Raw genomic sequence first — 932 nt, 5'->3', positions numbered from 1 at the left:
GGTTTGCAGAGTCTTTGCATTTTTAACCTGCGATGAAACATTCACCTGCAAACCGCGCGAAATTTCCATTAGCTCGGACGGGGTGGCAATAGTTGTTTGAAATTGCTCTTGGTACTTTTGAATTTCGTCTGGATTCGGCGCTGCAAGGTCGGCAATGTGGTCTTCAATCCAGAGTGCAAAGTCACTCTGCATCATCTTTTCACCATTGTTTTCGACCCATTGTGCCCATTCTTCAGAAAGTGGAAATTTATAATAAATGCGGTGGGTGCAGTTGTCTGCGTGTGGATCGTCTTCATCGTCAGGATGATAATCAATCACCGCCAGCAGGATTGGTTCGCGCCAGTTCACATCGGCAAATATTGCGCTATGTGGTGTAGCATGCCGGTCAGTCAGGCTGATAAAGGATTCCAGCGTTTGCACTGAAGCGGTGCCCCGCTTGCGGGCAGGGTGCAAGCGGTGTTTTTCCATAAGATCAGATAATGATGTCGCTGCGGGGGTATCACCGCACGTCATTAGGATTGGTACTTGTGGTGGCAGGCCTTTCAATTCTGCCGGCACTTCAATTTTGGATATGCTTACACCATTGGCTCTTGTGCTAAGCGAAGCTAATTCTTTCAGCGCCACATCAAAATTAACTGACGCTTCATTCGTCGACACAAGCTCCGCCGCACTGAGATTGCTAACTGTTGGCTGAGTTTCTTTGCTAGATTCCATGATCCTATCCCTCTTGATTTGCGATTAATTGCTGGCGACTTCGCGTGGAGAGGCAAACATATCTGTTTGCTTCGGATGCTCTGTCGAAAGGCGAAGATCATCCGTCAGCCAATAGCGCGTCTGTCCGTTGACCGGTTTCGGTTGCTTGGAGTTAACCTCGGCCTCAATCGTGACCATCCCGCCTTCAAGGGTGAGGTCGAGCTTTAAGGTGACTGAAC

1 protein-coding gene and 1 pseudogene are annotated in these 932 nt (G+C 48.9%); both read right to left on the bottom strand.

The window, feature by feature from the left end; all coding sequences use genetic code 11:
- Window positions 1-714 (bottom strand): DUF2303 family protein (locus tag HBA93_RS17825; protein WP_221724181.1); only part of this gene is annotated, 714 nt, incomplete at its 3' end.
- A gap of 24 nt (window positions 715-738) precedes the next feature.
- Window positions 739-932: pseudogene (locus tag HBA93_RS17820) on the bottom strand (hypothetical protein); the annotation flags it as partial.

The sequence above is a fragment of the Ochrobactrum sp. SFR4 genome (assembly GCF_019730395.1).
GTDB lineage: Bacteria > Pseudomonadota > Alphaproteobacteria > Rhizobiales > Rhizobiaceae > Pseudochrobactrum.
This window is presented reverse-complemented; position numbering and strand designations above follow the sequence as displayed.